At 50.5% G+C, this 20,943-nt stretch carries 20 protein-coding genes; 4 read left to right on the top strand and 16 right to left on the bottom strand.

Annotated elements, in window-relative coordinates:
- Nucleotides 1–3: 3 nt before the first annotated feature.
- The 6 genes from NT002_09475 to NT002_09500 all read right to left on the bottom strand — a co-directional run bounded on the left by NT002_09475 (nt 4) and on the right by NT002_09500 (nt 6,057).
- Nucleotides 4–426 (bottom strand): hypothetical protein, encoded by a 423-nt coding sequence (locus NT002_09475; GenBank protein MCX6829494.1) that lies wholly within the window; start codon nt 424–426, stop codon nt 4–6.
- 79 nt (nt 427–505) lie between these two features.
- Nucleotides 506–919 (bottom strand): hypothetical protein, encoded by a 414-nt coding sequence (locus NT002_09480; GenBank protein MCX6829495.1) that lies wholly within the window; start codon nt 917–919, stop codon nt 506–508.
- Nucleotides 916–1,221 carry a hypothetical protein gene (locus tag NT002_09485; GenBank protein MCX6829496.1) on the bottom strand — a complete coding sequence of 102 codons (306 nt, stop codon included), beginning with the start codon at nt 1,219–1,221 and terminating at the stop codon, nt 916–918. The genes NT002_09480 and NT002_09485 overlap by 4 nt, the downstream gene beginning before the upstream one ends.
- Nucleotides 1,222–1,224: 3 nt before the next feature.
- Complete coding sequence (locus NT002_09490) at nt 1,225–3,054, bottom strand: hypothetical protein (protein MCX6829497.1); 1,830 nt, start codon at nt 3,052–3,054, stop codon at nt 1,225–1,227.
- Nucleotides 3,055–3,478: 424 nt separating this feature from the next.
- Nucleotides 3,479–4,711, bottom strand: a complete 1,233-nt coding sequence (locus tag NT002_09495; GenBank protein MCX6829498.1) for a terminase family protein — start codon at nt 4,709–4,711, stop codon at nt 3,479–3,481.
- Between the two features lie 104 nt (nt 4,712–4,815).
- Nucleotides 4,816–6,057: a hypothetical protein gene (locus NT002_09500; GenBank protein MCX6829499.1), complete on the bottom strand. Its 1,242-nt coding sequence runs from the start codon at nt 6,055–6,057 to the stop codon at nt 4,816–4,818.
- 376 nt (nt 6,058–6,433) lie between these two features.
- Between NT002_09500 and NT002_09505 the strand changes: the two genes are divergently transcribed.
- From NT002_09505 to NT002_09515, 3 genes are all read left to right on the top strand, one after another.
- On the top strand, nt 6,434–7,186 hold the full coding sequence (locus tag NT002_09505) for a PEP-CTERM sorting domain-containing protein (protein ID MCX6829500.1): 753 nt from the start codon (nt 6,434–6,436) through the stop codon (nt 7,184–7,186).
- Between the two features lie 162 nt (nt 7,187–7,348).
- On the top strand, nt 7,349–8,866 hold the full coding sequence (locus NT002_09510; protein ID MCX6829501.1) for a tetratricopeptide repeat protein: 1,518 nt from the start codon (nt 7,349–7,351) through the stop codon (nt 8,864–8,866).
- Nucleotides 8,867–8,898: 32 nt separating this feature from the next.
- Nucleotides 8,899–9,468 carry a hypothetical protein gene (locus tag NT002_09515; GenBank protein ID MCX6829502.1) on the top strand — a complete coding sequence of 190 codons (570 nt, stop codon included), beginning with the start codon at nt 8,899–8,901 and terminating at the stop codon, nt 9,466–9,468.
- A 67-nt stretch (nt 9,469–9,535) separates the two neighbouring features.
- On the opposite strand, the gene NT002_09520 is transcribed toward NT002_09515, so the two are convergent.
- The 4 genes from NT002_09520 to NT002_09535 form a co-directional block, all read right to left on the bottom strand.
- Nucleotides 9,536–10,750 carry a PD-(D/E)XK nuclease family protein gene (locus tag NT002_09520; GenBank protein MCX6829503.1) on the bottom strand — a complete coding sequence of 405 codons (1,215 nt, stop codon included), beginning with the start codon at nt 10,748–10,750 and terminating at the stop codon, nt 9,536–9,538.
- A gap of 119 nt (nt 10,751–10,869) precedes the next feature.
- The gene (locus NT002_09525) at nt 10,870–11,463 is read right to left on the bottom strand and encodes an outer membrane beta-barrel protein (protein ID MCX6829504.1); all 594 of its coding nucleotides are present in this window, start codon (nt 11,461–11,463) and stop codon (nt 10,870–10,872) included.
- Nucleotides 11,464–11,527: 64 nt separating this feature from the next.
- Nucleotides 11,528–12,541, bottom strand: coding sequence for an NAD(P)-dependent alcohol dehydrogenase (locus NT002_09530; protein MCX6829505.1), 1,014 nt, complete (start codon nt 12,539–12,541; stop codon nt 11,528–11,530).
- 268 nt (nt 12,542–12,809) lie between these two features.
- A complete protein-coding gene (locus NT002_09535; protein MCX6829506.1) occupies nt 12,810–13,016 on the bottom strand; it encodes a hypothetical protein in 207 nt (68 codons plus the stop codon).
- Nucleotides 13,017–14,010: 994 nt separating this feature from the next.
- Here NT002_09535 and NT002_09540 point away from each other — a divergent pair.
- The gene (locus NT002_09540; GenBank protein MCX6829507.1) at nt 14,011–14,505 is read left to right on the top strand and encodes a hypothetical protein; all 495 of its coding nucleotides are present in this window, start codon (nt 14,011–14,013) and stop codon (nt 14,503–14,505) included.
- A 116-nt stretch (nt 14,506–14,621) separates the two neighbouring features.
- Here the strand turns inward: NT002_09540 and pyrF are convergent, their stop codons facing one another.
- The 6 genes from pyrF to NT002_09570 are packed head-to-tail and all read right to left on the bottom strand — an operon-like array spanning nt 14,622 to nt 20,871.
- On the bottom strand, nt 14,622–15,446 hold the full coding sequence (pyrF, locus tag NT002_09545) for an orotidine-5'-phosphate decarboxylase (protein ID MCX6829508.1): 825 nt from the start codon (nt 15,444–15,446) through the stop codon (nt 14,622–14,624).
- The gene (locus NT002_09550; protein ID MCX6829509.1) at nt 15,447–16,358 is read right to left on the bottom strand and encodes a dihydroorotate dehydrogenase; all 912 of its coding nucleotides are present in this window, start codon (nt 16,356–16,358) and stop codon (nt 15,447–15,449) included.
- On the bottom strand, nt 16,358–17,149 hold the full coding sequence (locus NT002_09555) for a dihydroorotate dehydrogenase electron transfer subunit (protein MCX6829510.1): 792 nt from the start codon (nt 17,147–17,149) through the stop codon (nt 16,358–16,360). Before NT002_09555 ends, NT002_09550 begins: the two co-directional genes overlap by 1 nt.
- Complete coding sequence (locus tag NT002_09560; protein MCX6829511.1) at nt 17,146–19,242, bottom strand: tetratricopeptide repeat protein; 2,097 nt, start codon at nt 19,240–19,242, stop codon at nt 17,146–17,148. Before NT002_09560 ends, NT002_09555 begins: the two co-directional genes overlap by 4 nt.
- Nucleotides 19,229–20,140, bottom strand: a complete 912-nt coding sequence (locus tag NT002_09565; protein MCX6829512.1) for a 4Fe-4S cluster-binding domain-containing protein — start codon at nt 20,138–20,140, stop codon at nt 19,229–19,231. Before NT002_09565 ends, NT002_09560 begins: the two co-directional genes overlap by 14 nt.
- The gene (locus NT002_09570) at nt 20,137–20,871 is read right to left on the bottom strand and encodes an NAD-dependent deacylase (protein ID MCX6829513.1); all 735 of its coding nucleotides are present in this window, start codon (nt 20,869–20,871) and stop codon (nt 20,137–20,139) included. Before NT002_09570 ends, NT002_09565 begins: the two co-directional genes overlap by 4 nt.
- Between the last annotated feature and the right edge of the window lie 72 nt (nt 20,872–20,943).

Below are 20,943 nucleotides of genomic sequence, written 5' to 3' on the forward strand. Positions count from 1 at the left end.
CCTTTAATTTAGAAGTATGGTGCAATCGGTGGTACTATTGACTTCCAGCACCGTGCCGCGGGCGACATTCCCGCCGGCCGGGTCATATCCGGTCAGAACCGGAGCCTGGCGCACCGTGCCGCCGGTGCCGCCGACCACACGGTTCCCGACCACCGGATAGGTGGCCGAAATGGACAGGCGGCAAATACCGCCGATCTGTACGGTGGCAACCCGTTTGCCGTTGTCGACATCGGTGAGCGTGAGGGTGATCAATTTCCCCAGTAGGATCGAGCCGGAACCGCAGGGACCAACCGTATAGTTGCCGTTGAGGGTCGCCGCCTTTCCGATGTCGGCGTCTTTCAAATCATCGACTCCCCCGGTCTGCGAAATTTTGAACGAGGCCAGCACCGGCGCGATGGTTTCCAGATTTTGTTCTCTTACACTCATATCATCTCCTTATAGTTTATCCTTGTTTAATAAGGCCGGGCCGAAACCCGCATGGCCGCAAGGGGCATAAGCCCCGCGCTCAAATTTTGTGTTCTGTCCAGTCTTTCTGCTGACCGGCGGCGGACCTGAAGGTCAGGTACTTGAAACTGGCCGGGAAATTGCTCCGAAAGCGGGCTGCCACTCTACCGTACAGCCGCACCAGTTCTTTGGCTTCAATCTGTTCCAGATCGTCCGCCAAGGATGCCGCCAGGTCCATATCATCGGGATCTTTGCGGCAGGCCAGATTGGCTTTGAGCATTCCGACAATCCTGTTGCGGTAATCATCTTTAATGGTCATGAGTTCCGCTTTCATCTTCTCCAGCCGGCCGCAGACCGGCGTCATCTCTTTGAGCAACTCCTGCAGAGCGTCAAAGTCGATCAGCTCCACGGCATCACGGCTCAGACATTCGCGGTAACTGTTTATGGTTGCTTCATCGAATTTTACTGGATTCACTTTCCTCTCCTCTGTTCGGTCAGGTAGAATTCTATTCGGGTCAACCGTGAGTCGATATTGTTCCTGAATTCAAAAAACTCATCCTTGCTGACTCTTCCCTCTTTAATGACAACCTCAATTCGGGCCAGTCTTTTGTCCAGCGCTTCGACCAAAACTGTTTCGGCCTTTTCGGCCAGTTGCACTTTGATACTTCCAATGGTCGTGAAATAGGCGGCCGACATTCCCAAAAGGGCCATGACAAAATTGAAAATGGGGCGGTTGAGCAGGGCTGCCCAGCTGATTTTGCCGTTGCCGTTTTCCATGGGTCACCTGCTTTCGACCTTTTCGATATCGAGTTGGTAGAAAAGATATTTTCGCTCTCCGCGGGAAACGGCCGGGCGGAGAATGAATCTCCCCCGGAAATATCCATCCATACTTAATACAGCGCTGTCGCCATGCCTTTCCTGCTCCAGCAGATGACCGGAACCATCGACATGATGCAAAGCGGCACTATCGCCAATTCTTTTCTCAGCGAAAAATCGCCGCCCGGAATTCAGTAATGATGAGGAGAAGCGGGGTATAAGCAGAGTCTTCTGTTCACCATTGAGATCATCAAATGAAAGGGACAAGTCGTCGCTGTTGGAAAATGAAACATGGTATGTTCCTTCATTTGCTGAGGGCGGCGGGATGGAACAAAGGAGCGACACATCCGATGGCGCGATGGATTGTCCCAGGCAATGGCACAGACGAGGATGCGTCAACTGAATGCGGCCGTCTTCAAATTTCAATGAGCGAGTCTCTATTTCAACCGTTTCGCCGGCAGATATTTCCCGAGCGGATACAATCGGCTCGGCAAGGGGTAGAAGTTTATCGCCATACCGGCAGGTAAGGTGATATTTGAATTGCCTGCCATGCTTCTCCCTTTCCGATATGATCGCCGGAAACAAACGATTGAAAGTAAATAGGAATCTTTCATTGGAATCGTTATCAATGATCTCCGCCCCGAAACGGGTGCCGCATTTTTCTATCGCGGCTTCAAGATTCTCGTTGTCGGTTTCTGTCACGGGAATCAGAAATCCCGGATGATCGGCAAACAACTGTTCGAGTCTTTTCCTGCGCTCAAGGAACGAACTGTAAGTGTCATCCCCACTTTCGGCGGAAAAAATATCAGATACTTTCAGATCCAGATGCCGGACAGTCGATTTTTTGTCTTGCAGGTATTTATTGAGTTCTTCAACCGACTGGCGCTCCTTCCCCCGATAACCTATAATGCGGCAGGGGAGGTGATAGTCATCCTCAGGAAACGACAGGGAATGAAGAAAATCGATGAGGCGGCGGCTTTCCATCGCCGAGCCAGGAGCATCGCGCAGTACAATCCGGCCCTTTTCCTTGCTCAGTATAATCGGTATCGATTCATAGGCGGGCATAACCAGATATTTATGACTTTGTTCGAGCAGCCGGATATCCCAGATTCTCTTCACCGTTGGTTCTTTTCGGGGCGGTGCCGGTGATTTATCGATAGCCTCTTTACCTTTGGTGAACGCCAGATCTTTGGTGATAGCAGTGTCCGAAACCGAGCCGCGATAAACCAGCGATGTTTCGAGCACCTTCTCAATCCGGCGATAATTGAAGTAGGCCTCTTTCTTTTCGCCGCTTTCGGTATCGTAGGTGATAAAGGGGCGATGCCGGCATTCGCGAATATCCGCCCCGCAGATAGAGCATTCGGGGAAACTGAAAATGAAACTGATGGAGCATTCCTTATAGATGCCGCCATCGATATTCCGGCGCAGTTCCTCGCCCGGTTCGGAATTTTTCAGCCAGTAGAAATATGCCTTGACCCAGTTGGCGCCGTCGCGGGCAACCGGCTCGGCATGGAAATTACGGGCAATAGGCAGACTATCTTTCCGATGGCCGATCAGAACCGGCGCATCGATAAGAAGATTTATCAATTGAGGATGCTCGTCGGCGGGAAAACAGCCGCCGTAGCTGTTAACCCGGTCAGAGACAATGTACATGGTGCGGATATTGATATCATCCGGCGCAAGCGGCTCCGGCGGCCGGATATTGCCGTTGAGCTTATCAATGAGACCGGCCGGTATCGGCGAGTCGCTTGCCAATAATGATGCTGTGATTTTTCCTATCAGGTTTTCCATCATACCTCCATTATAAAAGAGGGGGGGGGTGGGGAAATCACCATCGAATCGCTACAAAAATTGCATGGCCGGTTATGCAAAGCGGTTCATAAACGGTGACAAAAAAGGTTTGGGGCTAACCGGGACGGCCCGAAATGCATTGCCTTTCAATAGATTACCGGCCGTGCCGGAACATTGTGCGGCGGCACGCGAGTTGCTCAGGACAAGTATGGTAAATTGGATTGGTTTTTCTAAGAGGAAAAGAATGTTAGTCTATAAGGCAAAAAAAAGATTTTCATTCAAATGGATTATGGCCGGTATCATTTTTGTTGCCGTTCTTTGTATCACTTTTAATGATCTGTACGGCGCCGGTCTTCCATTCTGACAGTGTCTTAAGAAAAGCTCCTGCTTGAAAAGGTCTGTATCCGCCTGCGTGGATGCGGGCCTTTTATATTTTCCCCACGCGGGGGCCGATCATGGGGGCATCCCGTTTATGCAACGGCCATAAAGCCAGCGCCAGAGCCATCAGGCTGTCGCAGGTGTTGTTATCATCCCAGCGGGCGGCACGAAGTTCTTCCTCCAGCGACCATACCCGGCCGTTATCATCAGGCAATTCCCAGCGATGATACTTGATTTTCCCCATACTGTGAAACAATTCCAGGTTGGTCAGCAATTCCGCTTTGGTCTTGGGCGTGAATATGACGGCCATCGGATTAAGGTCGGCCAGTTGCGAGACAACCACATCCCCCAGGCCCGTGCCATCGATAATCAGCCTCCCCGGATATTGCTGCTGGCGGTTGCGGATTTTCGCAATGATTATATTCCAGTCCCATTTCTTGATTCGCGTAAGAGCCTTCACGGTGCAAATGCCATTCTGAAGCTCGACCGTGATACCGACCGTGGCGGTTATTTTGCGGGCCAGGTCCCACCCGGTTATGAGTAATCTGTTTTTTGAATCGGTTCCGGTCTGATTCTCTTCCGCTTGGCCTGGCAAAAGGGCGGCATCGACATATTTTCCGGCGATTATTTCTCCGCCGGAATCGACAAACTGCCCCAAGATATTCTGCGCCACCCGTTTATCGCTGAGATATTTTAGTTGCATGTCGAGGTACTCCGAGGAGATATGGCAATTTTCGCGTGAGTCTCCCGACTGCACGTAGGCATCTTCGGGACGTTCTTTCAATTCCAGCATCTTACGGTAGAACCAGTTGCGGCCGTTGGGAGTGGAAACCAGGTCGAGTTTTCCCTTACGGTCCGCCAACCGCATCTTGACCACATCATTGATAACATATTCGGCGTCGTCATCAAAGGCGACCTCATCATAAAGGAAATAATCATAGTCGTTACCCAGAAGGTATTGACCCCGGTGCTGGGTGGAGCGGGCCTCAATTATCGCGCCGTTACCGAGGAAAATTCGCGGGTATGGAGTAACGGTTACTTTCTTGACCAGCCCCTCGATGCGGCAGGTGCCGTTGAGAATGCGGAGCACCGTGTTGAAAATGATTCGGGCCTGATCAAGGGTGATACTGGCGGTCACGATATGGTAACGGCGAAAGCGATCGTAGCGAAGGCCGCGAATACGGAAGAGGGCATGATGAATGATCTTAATGGCCGAGGCAAACGATTTTCCCCAGCGATTGCCGGTCACCAGAAGATTCTCGGCTTTGGTACTGCCGGCCAACCATCTTTCCTGCCCGGGGTGCGGCGTGATGCAGAGAAATTGCCGGGCAAAAAAGGGGATATCCCGGATGGCCTGTCGCCAGTCGTCGGAAGTGAATATCTTTTCTATATTAAATCACCGGCCGCGCCGACCGCCGTATCTTTCGATATCAATCCGGCGGTGTACAGCTTGATGACATTATCGACTCTGGTCTTGCCGATTTCGGCCCGGTCCGACTCCAGATAAGTGAAGGTATTGTCGAAACTGAAGCGGCACCGGGCATCGATATTTCTCAGGGCCAACTCCATATTCCCCAGCCACTCGAGAAAGCGAGCCGTCTGGCGCTGGACCGAGATAACCTGACGCATCACCAGATCATATTTGAATTGCGCCCAGTTATGCGTGGTGCCATAGCTGTACCCGAGCATGAATGGCGCCAGGTTGGTGCCGGAACAAATTTCCTCGACCATGGCGCGGTGATTTAAAAACCAGGTGTTGCCCACGCCGGTAATATTGGTCGGCCCGATATACTCGACCTTCACATTATCCCAGGTGACCGGATTATCCTCCGGCTCGCAGTCTTTGATCATCTCCACGGTTTCATCGAAATACTCGTTGATCCGGCCGACAAAGGATTCATCGGTTTCGCCGGCCATCTTTTCGGGCGGAGTGATTTTGACATGCAAGCGATGATACCCGGCGTTGTGTGAGGTTCGCCGCATATCATCAACCAGCTGCTGTTCGATATAGGCGACAAAAGGCACAGCGCTCAGGATGGAATTACCCAGGCCCTTCTGAATATCGGTGTTCAGGCCGAAATAATAAAAATCATCGCCCTCAATCTTGATATCTCCGGTTTCTGTTTTCAAAACCAGATAATCCCCACCTTTGTCGGAAACGCGAACAATATATGAGGGATCAATTGGCTGGAAATAATCTATTCCGCCGCAGTCGGGACTCATTATCACAAATCCGCAGAAAGCCCCATCGGTATAAAGTGAACTGAAAAAGAACGGCAGGAATGACTCCAGTCCGCCCATTTGCCGCCCCTGGAGCGTGTACAGGCGGAGAGCGAGTTGCTCAAGATACTCCTGTGCCTCCGCCTGCTGCATTTCCGGAATATTGCCGATCAACTCGAATTGTCCCGGCGCTGATGATAGACGACTCCAGGTCCAGATGCAGGCATTCAAGAGGGGGATATTGTCTCTCAGAAACCGGTAGAGTTCGATTCGAAATTTCTGGGGACAATAATCGTTCCGGCTCCAGACCAGCCGCCGTGTCGCTGACCCGGAGCGACTGATGGCTGATTCTACCGGCAGAGAAGCCTTTTTGGCCCGGATAATTTCCGATGATTTCAATCTGTCCATAATTTTACACTTTCCTTTAATGGTTATTTCTTCTCTTGAAAGTAAGATCCTGTCCAAATCACCATCGGTTTACCTACGATTTTGCTTTGGAAGCAGAAATTGGATGGAGAATCGGCGGCAGTCGTTATTGAAAATAATTCCATATAGGTGTAATCATTTCAACAAGATAGACATTTCCTGTTAAATTATTGCACGATTTTGCAGATTATTCGTTCGCATCCCTTTTTATAAACTTTATTGAAGAACTTATTTATTGTCGGAGAATGACTTACGCTCAATATTCTTATTTTGCGGAAGGGTACTATAATTGCTTGCATTATTAATGAGTAATTATATTTAGAATATTAATGAGACTTTTATAGAGCGAGGATTGACTATGAAAAAAGGTTTGATAATGGTGGCTTTCTTGAGCCTCTTTATGTTTGCAGGAAATTCCGGTGCATTTGAATATAAGCTCGGGTATGATTTTGGGAATCCATTCGATGAAAATAATAATTATAGTCCGGTCTATTATCCTTATCACATTCAAAATTATCCCTCCCCGGGGTATCTGGGCGAGGGAGGCGAGAAATTCGACCTTGAGGGGATCCATTTCGGCATTTCGGGAGATATGGTTCATGTCGCCTTAGTTAATTCTTTTGGCTTGGCTGCGACTTCCTCCGCATGGCATCAGACCTACAACCTCGGCGATATATTTTTCGGTTTTGACGGCAGCAGCACCAGCTACGCCATCGATCCATTTACCCGGGAGCTTTATGCTGTCAACAGTTATGATGGTATCTACAATCTTCCCGGTTCCTATTATGGCAATTCTTATGTGAGAACCACGGTGGGAGCTTACAATGTGACTTCCGGAACGAATCTCGGGACTGTCAATCATGAATACACCATGTGGCAGGGTTTGGAGACAAACCCGATGCAGGGCAGCGGCGACACCTGGGTCATGGAATTCTCTTTTAACCGCAGTCTGATTGATATGGCCGGCATGAGAACAATATCTTTCCACAATACCCTTGGTTGCGGAAATGATCTGATGAATAAGACATTTACGGTTGTGCCGGAGCCGGGCACACTTCTCCTGTTTGGTCTGGGTTTGCTTGGTTCGATGGCAATTCGCAAAAAAGATTGAACTTTCCATTCGAATAATTCATGGCCCGGCGATTGCCGGGCTTTTTTTATATTTTCAAAACCTTGACATCATGGTTTTTTTTTATATTTTCTGATTATTCCTGATATTCTGCAATCAGAATGAAGCACGGAATGCTGTTTGGACTATTTAGCAAGGAAGCCATTGAGAAATAAGCTGTCATTTGCTGCCGGAACCACGATCTTCCTGTCTGTGGTCAGTATACTTTTCCTCGGCTGCAGCACGGACCGAAGCATTGCCATTCGATATAATGGGGAAAAGCTGCTTCAAAAGGCTGAAAAGCTCTTTAACACCGCCGGCATAAAACCGAACTTAAGCGACCGAGCTACCTGGGATCTCATCAAGAATGCCTACCGGGAGGTCACCGGATATTGCTGGAAAAACATCGACTCCATTCCGCTGGGGACTCACCCTAAGGAACATAAGGAATTGGAAACGGTAGCCTATATGGCCGCCAACCGTCTTTCCAGTATCTATTATGGCGAGAGAAAATACGATTCTTCAATATTGGTTCTTAACCAGCTTTTGACCTTCACTCATCTTGAGGGACGACCGTTGCTCACCACTCGTTTGAATCTGGCCCGGCTGCTTCAGTCCAAAGGGGATTGGATGGAGGCAATGAGGATATATCAGAGTGTTATTGATACTTTCTATCCCCCGGTGGACAACGATAATGAAATCTACACCCCGGTACTCAATCTTCCGCTGGAAATGGTCAATGTCAATCGGATGCTGGGAGATACGGTGGCCGCCGGAATTCATGCGCAGTCGGCGATGGCTTACTACCAGAGACTCATACAGGAGTGGCCCAGTTCTGCCCTGGCGACAGCCGCTCGAAGCAATCTGGCCCGTCTTTACACCGATTTGAGGGATTGGGATAAGGCAATAGAAAATCTAAACCTGATAAAGGATTCCACGGGCCAAACCGACATTCAGGCGGCCCTGATGGTAGCCAATATTACAGCCTCGGGGAAAAGGGATTATACCCGAGCTATCCTGATGTATGACAACTTGATAAACCAGATAAAAGACACCTCTTTTCTGCCGGCAATCTATGTCAGGAAGGGGATCGCCTATTTTAACAATAAGGATTATGAAAATTGCCTTGCTACGATGAGGCTTATTAAGGATAAATTTAGTCAACATTTTCAGTCAAATCCAGCGCCGGAAAATTATATCGCTTTGGCGCTGGCCCAACAGGGGAAATGGCAGTTGGCCGAGAATGAATTACAATGGCTGATTGACAATTATTCAACCAGCGAAGAGGCTTTCAATGGCTATCTTGTTATCTCCGATCACTATATGCAGACCGGGGATACGGCCAGAGGAAATGGCTGGTTTCGCCGGGGTGAGGATTTTTATAACCGCATGATTCGTCAATATTCTGGTTCCGCGATTGAAGCTTCGGCAATTTCCTATAAGGCGGAAATCGCCCGGCGACAGGGGAAATGGGATCTGGCCGCCAAATATCTCGAGGAAATATTCGAAAAATTCCCTCAAAGCGATATCGGCCGCCAGGGTCTCCTTAATGCGGCCACGGTTTATAGGGAACAATTGAACAATCCGGTCAAAGCCGACTCCCTGATAAACCGTCTTAAAAGGGAACTATTGCCACTGGAAGATGGTAAAAATATAAAACCAATGACCGATGATAATGAGTAAGACCTTTTAACTTAATTCTGGCTGGAGGAAAAATGAGACTTAAAAAATCAGCATTGCTAATGGTTGCCTTGTTGGTGCTTGTTTCTGCCAATCTGATGGCCCAGACCGCTGATACATACGGCGCGGTTGATACCGTTTATGCCGAACCGTATAAGATCGATGCCAAGCATTGGGGAATCAATATCTCCATGTTCAATGATGAAGAAATCATTGCGATATCGGTCCCGGTAACGTTTTCGGCGGGTAACAACCGGCTGGTCGCCGATTCGACCATTTTCACCGGTGGTCGGGCGGAGGCTTTCCGGGTCAAATTCGCCCGTCCCGACACCACCACACAGTGCCTGACCATAGGCCTGATCGCCGATATCGGGGTTTCGGTGCCGCCGATTCCACCGGGAAAAGGAAGAATCGCCACCATATTTGTTTCTTCACTCGACGGCAAGGAAATAACATCATTTAAGGTTGACAGCACGACAACTCCCCCGGGCAACAGCCTGCAGTTGGTCAAGCAGCCTTCTGATGGTATCTATCCGGCTTTTGTCGTGAAGAAAGCTGTGGAAAAGGAAGCTGCCAAGGAGGCGGAGAAGAAGGAAAAGAAGTAGACAATATCGGGATCTAGTGACCAATCAGATTTCAGGCCCGACAGGCTTGGCCTCCTGTCGGGCTATTTTATTCCTCTTTATCATAACTGGCACGGACAATTGCCTGGCGTTTCCTGCGCAAAAAGGCCTGAAGCCTCTCTTTCAGGGCAGGGGGGAGCTTCTCACGCACAAAAAATTCTTTATATAAGATATTCTGATCCAGCTTGAAACATTCCTCTAGTCCCGCCTCGCGCACCAGGGCGGAAATCTCATAATAGGCGTTTTCGTCATCAGACTTGGTCGGGAAGGTCTCGGATTCGGACACGGACAGCTTGATATGGCCGCCCGATCCTTCCAGCCGCGTAATATCAACCGCGGCGCAAAAGGAGATGATATCCTGTTTGAGGGCATCGAGCTGGGAATCCAGAAGCTTCTTTTCCCGGCTGACTTTCAAATACTTTTCGGCCAGTTCTTTCCCCATGCTTTTATCAAATTCCACTGGAATATCATCATCGAGCGCCAGCCGGTGCCGTTTGGCGGGGCAGAGCTCAAAATAAACACACCAGTCGCAAATGGCTGATTCTTTGGGCGGGAAATTATCCTCTCGCCGGGCGTTTTCAATCTCCAGAATTCTCTGGAATGTTCGGTAACTTATCTCCTCAAGTTTGTCATCATCCATTACCGCAGAAAGAGAAACGCCATGCCGCAGGAAAATCTGCTTCAGTTCAATCCGGTCGAAATCAGGCCAGAGATATTTGACCCCCAGCTGATACAGTCCCATCTGCGTATCATCTTCAAGCGACCGCTGCGCCGGAAGGGATGAGTTGGTCTTATAATCGATTATTTCCACGATACCGTCCGGGCGGCGGCAGAGACGGTCGATTTTTCCCCGGATAACAAACCTTTCCTCGGGATCGAGGGGGAAACTGATATTTTTCTCCAGCGCCAACGAGACACCGTCCTCGAAAGGGGCGTATTGCTCATAGAACTTGGTCAGCGCCTCGACGCCGACCCGGATATAATCATCAACGCCCAGATTTTCGCGGGTTACTTTGATTCGGTCCCTGTCCGGCCCCTCCCAGTACTTATTATAAAATTCGAGCATTTCGCTCGGCGGCTGAACCCGCAGATTCAGCTTGAACGAATAGAGTCTTTCCAGCGCCCGATGCACGGCATCACCCAAAAAGGCCTCGACACTCACCGGCTTTTTCACTGCCGCTTTCTCGATGTACTGAAACTTGTACTGTCGGGGACAGGTGCCAAAAGTCTCAATTTTCGACTTGCTATAAGAAGTGGCCACCATACCTCCTTGAAAATACGATCTGAAACACCGGAATGATATATCCGCCATCGAAGAAAAGCAATCAGATAAAAAAATACCGGCAGAAATGCCGGTATTCTCAGATGGAGAGAGAATGACTATTATGGAAGTTTGAAATCGAGGCCGAAAGTAAAACTGTTGTATTTGGTTACACTGCCGGGCGTGTCGATCCAGTTCATCCGATATTCGGCGCTGATACCGAACGGGAACGCGGGAAGGCCGATATTGATGCCACCGACCAGATGGTACCCCAGGCGTGAAACCGAACCGGGAACCGTGATATCGTTATCGGCAAGTGACAGCGACAGGGGCTTGACATAGTCAAAGCTCAGATTATGGCTGCCGACTCCACCGCCGAAATATGGGGATACAAACTGGAACTTGATCGGATAGACTGCGGAAGCATCGAAATAAAGGTCGTGCATCTGCAACTCAAAAGTCTGCCCGCCAAAATCGTATTTGTTATTTTTCCAGGCATAGTTTCCGGAAACAATGAAATTAATGATCGGCAGAGTGCTGATTTTAACCTGCGCTCCGGCCAGATTCATTTTTTCGGCGCTGAAATCCCCCACCGCCAGACCCGGCTGCTCGTAGTTGCTCACAAATCCCCCTTTGACCCCGAAAGAGAGGCCGGTCAGGGCAAAGGTCGGCGCGGCGAACATGAGGCATAAAAACGCCAGGATTACTCTTTTCATGAAACCTCCTTAATTTCCCATATTATCGGCAGAAAGAGGGTCTGAATTGAGTCTTTCCGCAATATCAAAAATCGCTTTTCAAGACGATTCGGTAGCGGGCCTTTCCCGATTTCAGATGCGCCAGAGCCTCGTTCACTTTCGACATGGGAAACATCTCAACCTGAGGCGCAATCTTGTGACGGCTCGAAAATTCCAGCATCTGCCGCACCCGGACGGGACTTCCCAGCGGGGACGATGAAATCGATTTCTGGCCCACGAGTAACGAAAAGACGCTGATATTCAACGGCAGCGGTACGGCCCCGACAAAATGCAGACGGCCATTCGGTTTCAGGGCATTGATATATAGTCCCCAATTCAGCGGAACGTTGGCCGTGACGAGGATGAAATCGAACGAATAAGCGAGCGACTCAAGGGCTTTGTCATCGTTGGAGGCCACGACCTCGTGGGCGCCGAAACGACGCGCCTCCTCGGATTTGCTCAGGGTCGAACTGAACGCCGTTACGTGGCATCCCCACTTATTCAGGAACTGCAGGGCCATGTGTCCCAGCCCGCCGATGCCGACCACACCGACACGATGGATCGGCAATACGCCGAATTGGAGAATCGGCCCAAACACGGTAATGCCGCCGCAAAAAAGCGGGCCGGAGGCTTGCGCCGGCAGTCCCGGCGGCAGAGGGATGGCCCAGGACCAGTGGCATCGCACCCGGTCGGCGAAGCCGCCGTAGCGGCCGATCATGGTCTGCTCGGCACTGGAACAGAGGTTGTGATGGCCGCTCAGGCAGGCATCGCAACGCATACAGCTTTTTGAGAACCAGCCCAGCCCGACTATGTCGCCCGGCTTGAGATGAGTGATGGCATTACCCACCTGCACGATTTCCCCGACCACTTCATGCCCCGGGACAAACGGGAAATTGCTCATCTGCCACTCATTATCTATCATCGAAAGATCAGAGTGGCAAATGCCGCAATAGTGCACTTTTATGTCAACCTCCTCGGGGCCTAAAGAACCGACCTGGTATTGAAACGGTTTCAGCGCCTCTCCCGGGCCGGAAGCCACGTAAGCCTTGATCGTCTCCATAAGATTTCTCCTATCTTGAAGTGATAATCAATTCTTTTCGTTAATTAAACTTATACGAATAAGCATTTCCCTTTAATAGTTCCGGTTGTCTGTCGTGAAAGAAAATCAGGGTCTCTTACCCATAAGTTAAGAAATCCCTTGCCTGATGGCAATACCCCTTTATGATCAAAACCGAAAGCCCGCCACCCTATTCCGTCGATATCGCATGTGAAACAATGGATTAGACAATATTCGACCAATGGCAAAATTGGGTTTGTTTCTTCGATTTTTAAAAGTTGCGCAGGCTCGGGGTGGCTATGATAAAGCATAAGGCCAACGATGTAAGAGAGTATGCGCAAATAAGTTGTGAAAATGTGACAAGGTTTTGGGCGGGACGGCCTGTTTTTTGTTTTGCATGGCCGGTCGTTTTGGGGCCATTGTTGAGAATGACCGTATTTGGGCGCTTGAAAATATGTTGATTTTCATCAAAAAGCATAATAATTTCCTTCTATATAATGGGAAAGGTTCCGAATCACCATCGATGCGCTACAGATTTTGAAGAGGGTACTATGGGGGACAACGAGTTGCGTGGGGCTTTATATGAAACCGCAGGCAAGTTTAGCTTAACCTGGCATCAATTCCGGCTATTTTATGGGAGATTAGGTGGAAGACTGCAGTTGTTGATTTGCGCCTAGCCCAGCGCTTGAGAATTCCCACCCGTTGGGGGGTAACGGGTTTAGGAATTGCGAAGAAGACAGGCTCATCATGAATGATTGGCCACCCGGCCAAAGACGGGGAGCAGCCCATATCTCCACATTTCTGAGGTTTTCCTGCGCCGTCAGGAGTCTCTCCTGACGGAATAGAATTACAATATGAGAAGCCGTAATCGACAGAATTATGAGAAATATGGTGACCTGTTTTTCGTCACGTCCACAATCGTCGGATTTATTGACCTGTTTGATTCAAGAGAATGCTGCAACATAATGCTGGGTAGCCTGAAATCTTGTCAATCTCGCGGCGATTTTTGGATGATCGGCTATGTCATAATGCCGAACCATTTTCATCTTCTGGTGAAGACAAAGCCTGAAAGCAGCATATCAAAAATCATTGGCAATATTAAGAGATATACTTCCCATCAAATTGTGAGTTATTTGGAAGACAGTTGTCAGACAGGTCTTCTGAAGCTGCTTGCAGTGGCTGCATCCAAAGAACCCGCTGAGGATTGCAGGATTTGGAAACCGCGCTTTGATTGTTTTGTTATAACAAATGAAGATACTTTAGGGCAGAAACTGGAATATCTCCATTTTAACCCTGTCCGGCGCGGTTTGGTTGACGATCCGATCAAATGGCGGTGCTCAAGTGCACGCAACTATGCGGGACTTTCAGATGTTGATTTGGATGTAGATATTCATTGGACGTGCCTGGGATATAGAACAGTCCCGTCAGGAGGGACTCCTGACGGCGCTTTAAATCATCACGAGGAGAAAATAATGGACGATAAGCGGACGCTCTTGATTCATTTCCTGGCCGCGCTGGCCTATCGGACACAGAAGGCGCTTCGTGGGGCGCCTGAAGATTTCGCCACTTTTCACGCCGCACCGAAGGCTCGCACGCCCCATGAACTTGTTAACCATATGAATAGTGTTCTGGGATACGCGCGCACTTTTCTTGTGGGTGGTACTTACCGTGTAACTCCTCTACCTCAATTTTCCGCAGAGATAAATCGGTTTCATGCAACGCTGGCCGACCTGGCGCGCCTTATTGCAGAGAGCAGCGAGTGGAAAAATATCACGCCGGAACAGTTGCTTCAAGGGCCTTTGTCGGATGCAATGACCCATGCCGGCCAGTTGGCTATGCTGCGCCGTTTGGCCGGTCGCCCGGTTCCGCCGGAGAATTTCGTTTTCGCAAAGATAAGCCCGACTAATCTTGGGCCTGACCAGCCGCCTCCTGCGCGACCGGATGAAGACTGGCCGGAACACCCCTGAGATGTACTCAATAGTCTCAAAGACTGATAACCGTGCGGTTGGAATTGTGCGGGGCCTTGTGGCAATTATAACGGGGGTGTCAAAAGAGAATTCTGACGGCGCAGGAGGAATTCAACTCAGGGGGTGGTGCTTTTGGTGCGGAGTTCGCTGATCACGGCATTAAGCTTTTCCACTTCGGTGCGTGCCGCTTTTTCGAAATCATCGCCCGACGAGGCATAAATAACGGTCCGGGAGACATTGATCAAAGCCGGCTTTTTGAAATTGTCGGTGCCGCCGATAATCGCCTGCTCCAGACTTCCCCCCTGCGCTCCCACGCCGGGAATCAAAATAGGAACATCACCCGCCGCTTTCCGTATTTCGACCAGTTGCTCCGGATGCGTGGCGCCGACCACCAGACCGAGATTCTGCTCTTTGTCCCAGTAAGCCACCTTCTCGGCGACATACATATAAACCGGCTTGTTGAGAACATGCAAAAATTGAAAATCGCGGCTTCCGGGATTGGAAGTGAGACAAAGGACAAAAGCCCCTTTATCTTTGTATTCCAGAAAAGGCCGAATCGAGTCGTACCCCATATACGGGTTGACTGTCACCCAGTCGGCGTCGAAATGTTCGAACATGGCGGCGGCATAATGGGAGGCGGTGTTGCCGATATCGCCCAGTTTGCCATCGAGAATAACCTGCACCCCGTCGGGGATTTTGGTGACAATTTTTTCCAGAAGGGAGAATCCCTCGGGCCCGAGCTCTTCAAAAAAGGCCAGATTCGGTTTATAGGCGCAGACCAGATCGGCGGTGGCATCGATGATTTTCATGGCGAAATCATACAGCCCCTTAATCGAGGTGGCATAGGCGGTCGGGACTTTTTTCCGATCCAGATCGAGCCCGATACAGAGCATCGATTTATTTTTTTCCTGAATCTTTTTCAGTTCACCGGTAGCGCTCATTTAATACGACCTCAATTGACCCACAAGTTCTCTGGCACTGCCCAATTTATTCTTTGTAAGATAATTTCGCAAGTCTTTAACAATTTTGATCGGGGCATCCGGCTCGATAAAAAGGGCGGTTCCGATCTGAACGGCAGTGGCCCCGCAAAGAAGGAATTCCACGACATCTTTATAATTGCTGATTCCCCCGAGGCCGATAAGGGGCACTTTCACCGCTTTATATACTTTATAGACCATGGCCAGCGCCACCGGCTTGACCGCCGGCCCGGAAAGGCCGCCGGTATTGTTGGTCAGGCAGGGACGAAAAGTCTCGATATCAACGGCCATCCCGACCAGGGTGTTGATGAGCGAGAGGGCATCGGCGCCGCCCCCCTCGCAGGCCCGCGCAATAGCGACAATATCGGTGACATTGGGGGAGAGTTTGGCGATAACCGGGCGGGGGAAAACCCGTTTCACCTCGCGGACCGCTTTCTCGGCGGCAATCGGGTCGCCCGCGATAGCCATACCGGCCTCGACATTGGGGCAGGAGAAATTGAGTTCGATCATGTCGGCCCGGGAGCAATCTGCCAGACGGGCGGAGATTTCGACATATTCCTGCACTTTGGCTCCGGCCACATTGACTATTACGCGAGTATCAAACTTCTCCAGGAATTTCAGTTTTTCTTCGATGAATTTATCCACCCCGACATTGGCCAGCCCGATGGCGTTGAGCATACCCGAGGCGGTTTCGGCAGTGCGCGGCGGCGGGTGTCCCTCACGGGGGCGGACCGTTATCGACTTGGTGACAATTCCACCCAGTTGCGAGAGGTCGAAGAGCTCGGCCAGCTCTTCGCCATAACCGCAGGTGCCCGAGGCGGTCAGAATCGGATTATTGAATTTGACTCCGGCAATTTCCACGGCGAGGTCGGGCATCATAAAAGCACCTCCCCGATATTATAGACGGGGCCTTCCCGGCAGACGCGCGTGTATCCCCCCGATGTCAGGGGGAGAACGCACCCCAGACAGACCCCGATTCCGCACGGCATCGGCGCCTCGAGCGAAAGCTGGCCGGGGATCGTCCGCTCCTGCGCCACACGGTCAATCGCTTTGAGCATCCCGGTCGGCCCACAGGCATACAGGCGATAATCGCCCTTATTATTTTCGAGATATTCCTTGATGCCTGAGGTTACAAACCCTTTAAAACCGAACGATCCGTCGTCGGTGGAAAGATGCAGCTTCACTCCGAGTTTTTTGATACGGGCAACCTCAATCAAATCGGCTCGGCAATTGCCGCCATAGAAAAAATGAATTTTATCCGATTCATGCTTTTTCTGAATCATCTGTTTGGCCAGAAAATATAGAGGCGGCATACCGATTCCGCCCGCCGCAAGAATCACGGACTCTTTCTTACCCGGCGGATCGAACCCATGCCCCAGCGGTCCCATCAGATTGACCGTATCCCCCCTCCGGCATTTCGCCAGCAGAGCCGTCCCCCGGCCGAAAACCTTGAAGAGTATCTCCAGAGTCTTCTCTTCCGGATTGACATCATACACCGAGAAAGCGCGCCGGAAAAAAACAGAACCACCGGGAACCTGAAGATGGACAAACTGCCCGGCCATGATACTTCTGCTGCGACCGAAAGGACCGAGTATCAAGCGATAATTGCCCCGGCCCAGATCGGAAGAATCGAGAATTTTTACATCCTCGATAGCAATCCGGCTCACTTCATACTCCGAGGAAGTTGCACCAAATATTTATAAACAAACCATGAATCATATAATTGTGGAGGAATCCAGCGCGTATCCCAGTGCGACACTTTCACCGTTTCGTAGGCCTCCTGATTGAGCGGCTCGGAGGGAGTCGGATTCATCAGTCTCAAATCAACGACATCGCCGAAAGGATCGATGCGGATCTGAAAATAAAGGAACCCTTCAAAATTTGTTGTGTACGCCGCCGGCGGGTATTTGAACTCCCGATCGACTCGGAGAGGCGAACCCTGAACCGCGAACAGGGTATTCCCGTCAGGGCCGATAAAGTATTTCTCTTCGGGAGTGAGAGTTCTCTGCTGGGTGGAATCGCCGGTAGTGTCGGCGTCCTGGGCATCAGCAACAGCGGTCGTGTCGGCCGAAGGGATATTCTCATCTTTTCCGGTCGGATTGACGAATTTGGGTCGTCCGGCCAGCTTCTTGATCGCCGCTTTCCCATACTCGGTTTGACCGAATGAGTCGGCAAAGTTGGCATAAGCAAAGTACAGCGAGGAATCCTCCGGGTTTTCATACATCTCTTTCAGCCAGAGCAGAGCATATCGGGCCTGCTTATTGTATGTCGAGCGGGGGAAACTGTCGGCCACAATGGAGAAATAGTATTTGGCGGAATCGATATTGCGGTCGTCAAAGGAGAAATTCTCCCCTTTATGGTAATAGTATCCGGCATAGCCGGTATCGGCCAAGGTGCCGCTAAGTCCCAGAAGGGCGATTGCCTCGGGCGCAAAATCGGAGCGGGGATAGTTCCCGAGGACAACCCGCAGGGTGGTATCGAACCCCAGCGTGTCATCATAGCTGTCACGCAACATCTGGGCGATCGCAATCATGGCCTTGGGTGCGATATAGGCTTCGGGGAAATTCTGGGCCACGTAACGGAACTCCTGCATGGCCGAATCCGGTTTCCCCATCTGGATCAGGTACAGCTCGGCCAGAAGGTACTGCGTTCGGGCGGCTTCATCGATTTCCTCCTGCGTGGATGTCGAGTCAAAGACTTTCCGCTTCGAGTACTCCTGCAACTTGCCGATATCGGTGGAACGCTGCAGGGCATCATGGTAAATGCCGCTTCCGGAGCCGGCCCGCTTGGCCAGGTCGTAGTATTCCTTGGCCTTCTTATAATCCTCATAATCGAACTGATAGATAAGTCCGAGGTTATAATTAGCCATAGATCCGGCCTGTCTCTGATCCTCCAGCGCCACCTGCTTATAGGTTCTTTCCGCCAGCGGCAGATCACCATCCAATTCATGTCCGAACGCTATCATGAGCCGAATCGCCGAAAGTGAATCATAAAAGAGATTGTTTTGCGCCAGTTTATTGAAATAGGTCATGCCATCCTCAATCTCATTGAGATAGAAACAGCATTCCCCGGCGCGGAAAGTGGCCCGATACTCATCCGCCAGCACCGGCTTAAGAGCAAGGACTTTTAAATAGTTTTCGAGGGCGCTCTTGTAATTGAATCGGACATACTGCCCGTCGGCCACATACATCTGAGCGACAATTTTATCTTCGGTGGCTCCCAGCGAATCAATGAGCGAATTGAAGTATTTCTCCGCCGTCACGTAGTCTTTCTCACCGAAATAATATTCCCCCAGAGCCACAGCCGCCTGGGACTTGACCGTTTTGTCTTTGCTTTCCTCAAGCTGAATTTCAAAGAGGCTCATCGCCTCCGTTTCTTCACCCAGCTTCAACTTGGTCTTGGCCAGATACAAGCGTGATTCCATGACATATTCTGATTTGGGATAATTGGCAATCAGTTCCCGAAACCTTTTTTCCGCCTTAGAATAGTCGCCCATATAGAAGCTGGAAACCCCGTTGACAAAAAGAGCATCATCATACCAGCTGGAATTAGGGTATTTCTCAAGAACGATTTGAGATTTATCCAAAGCCCGGTTATACCCGCAGCTGCCGCTTTTGCCTCCCTTACGACCCGCCTCTTTTCGTTTCGATTCCGCCTCGTTGAAGGCTTTTCGGGCATAATAGAAGGTGTTATAATAGACACAGCCCGAGGCAATGATAAGAATCGTCAGCAGAACAGCTATCCGCTTAAACTGTTTCATACGCCAGTTCCTGAATAAATCCGTTTCTCAGACCCGCCTCATAAAATGATTCCAGCGCGAATTCGAATTCGGCCGCGGTGATACGCCGGGCGATGGCGACTTCGTCGGCCGCCTTGTAGGCCGGAAAATACTGACTCATAAGCGAAATATAAATATCCCTCGAGATTTCGCCGGCCAGAAAGTTGAAAATTCCCGCGGAACCGGAGATATTCCCGGGGAGCACCAGATGACGGACAATTACTCCCGAGCGGGCAATCCGGCGCCGGTCACATTTGAGACTCCCAACCTGACGAAACATCTCCCGCACCGAGGTTCGATTGATTTCTACATAATTATGACACCCAGAATACTTCAAAGCCATTTCATCATCATCATATCGCATGTCAACCAGATATATATCTATTATACCATCCAACCGCTGCAATATATCCAGTTTCTGATAACCGGAACAGTTATAAACAAGGGGAAGTTGCATCCCTTCGGCCCGGGCCTGCCCGAGTGCCAGAAGTATCATCGGAAGCATGTGATCGGGAGTGACGAAATTGATATTCTCGGCGCCGCGCTCCTCAAGGTCCAGCATCATATCCTTGCATTCTTCAATGGTCACAGCGCGGCCGTTGCCAAATTGCGATATAGGATAATTCTGGCAATATTTGCAGAAAAGGGAGCAATGGGAAAGGAAAATTGTCCCGGAACCGCCGCCGCCCGAAAGTGGCGGCTCCTCTCCCAAATGGATATTGAAACTGGCCACTTTCAGTTCGGCCGTACTCTCACATTTCCCCAATTGCTCTTTAAGGCGGTTGACCCGGCAATCCATCGGGCAGAGCCGACAGGAATCAAGCGAATCATACAGATTTTGCCCGATTTCGATTATTTCCTGGGGGGATTTCTTTTTCATTCTTTCATAATCCTGACAATTTCGGGGAGAATCTCGCCCGCTTTCCCGTGCGCGGCAAAATCGGCAAATTCGGTCAGCGGGGTTGGCTCCAGATTTATTTCCACCAGGTAGGCGCCGTTCCTCTTGGCCGCAAATGGCATCGCCGCTGCCGGATGAACCAGGGCCGAGGTTCCCACCGAAAAAAACAGTTCCGCCCGGGCGGCGGCCTCAAAAGCAGCCATCACTGCCTCTTCCGGCAGAAGCTCGCCGAACCAGACCACATCAGGACGGATTCTACCGCCGCAGTTACAGAGGGGAAGCTTTCCGGCTTCGATATCAATTTCGCCGGAGAATGGCTGACCGCATGCGAAGCATTTATTCCGGGAGATATTTCCGTGAACTTCGAGCAGATTTTGGGAGCCGGCGGTGCGGTGAAGCCCATCGACATTCTGCGTGATCAATGTAAAATCTTCGAAATGCCTTTCCATTTCCACAAGTGCGAAATGACCGGGGTTGGGGGAAACTTTGCTCATCAGCTCCCGCCGGTGTAAGTACCACTCCCACACAAGCTTGGAATTATCCATAAATGCCTCAACCGTGGCCAGTTCCTCCGGGCGGAATTTCGACCAGAGCCCTTCAGTGCCGCGGAAAGTCGGCACCCCCGATTCGGCCGAGATGCCGTCTCCGGTCAATACGGCTACTCGCTTCACAGATTGTAAGACTTTGCGTAATTCCGGCGGAAAATCTATCATACGGCAACAAAGTATGAAATTTCCACCCCTGGGGAAACAGTTATTTAAGGTTTGCCTTAATTTCCGAAGAGG

The sequence above is a fragment of the Candidatus Zixiibacteriota bacterium genome (genome assembly GCA_026397505.1).
Taxonomy (GTDB): domain Bacteria; phylum Zixibacteria; class MSB-5A5; order GN15; family PGXB01; genus JAPLUR01.